Source organism: Mesorhizobium sp. M7A.F.Ca.MR.148.00.0.0 (assembly GCF_003997735.1).
Taxonomy (GTDB): Bacteria; Pseudomonadota; Alphaproteobacteria; order Rhizobiales; family Rhizobiaceae; genus Mesorhizobium.
This window is the reverse complement of record NZ_RZTB01000440.1, coordinates 1-377: the sequence shown is the minus strand read 5'-3', so window position 1 is coordinate 377 and position 377 is coordinate 1. Positions and strand designations below refer to the sequence as shown.

Sequence of the window (377 nt, the reverse complement as noted above, 5' to 3'; positions counted from 1 at the left end):
TCTGCCGCAGGGCATCGCGCGCCTTGAGCACCAGATTGCTGGCGTCGAGAGGAACGGCCGGAGCGTAACGGCCGGACACGGTAAATTCATCGCTGTCGGCGGGCGCGATTTCGACCCTGTCGCCAAAACGCGTGAACACCGCCAGGCTTTCGATCAGATGATAGCCGTCAGGGCGCCTGCCGGTGACATGCAGCGCAAGATTGATTTTGGCGTGTGCGTGCCAGCTACGCGACCCGATGTCGGTGTCCACAATCGTCTGCGGGATGATGCTCAGTCCTTGGCCAGCCGGTATTCGCCGGTCTTCGGATCCTTGACCAAAGTGCCGATCGCGCCGTTGGCCGTCTGCTTTTCTGTGCGCCGCACCTTGGCGGTCACGC

At 62.6% G+C, this 377-nt stretch carries 1 pseudogene; it reads right to left on the bottom strand.

From position 1 onward, the window contains the following. Positions 1–250 (bottom strand): annotated as a pseudogene (locus EOB49_RS34865) (4-(cytidine 5'-diphospho)-2-C-methyl-D-erythritol kinase); the annotation flags it as partial. Between the last annotated feature and the right edge of the window lie 127 nt (positions 251–377).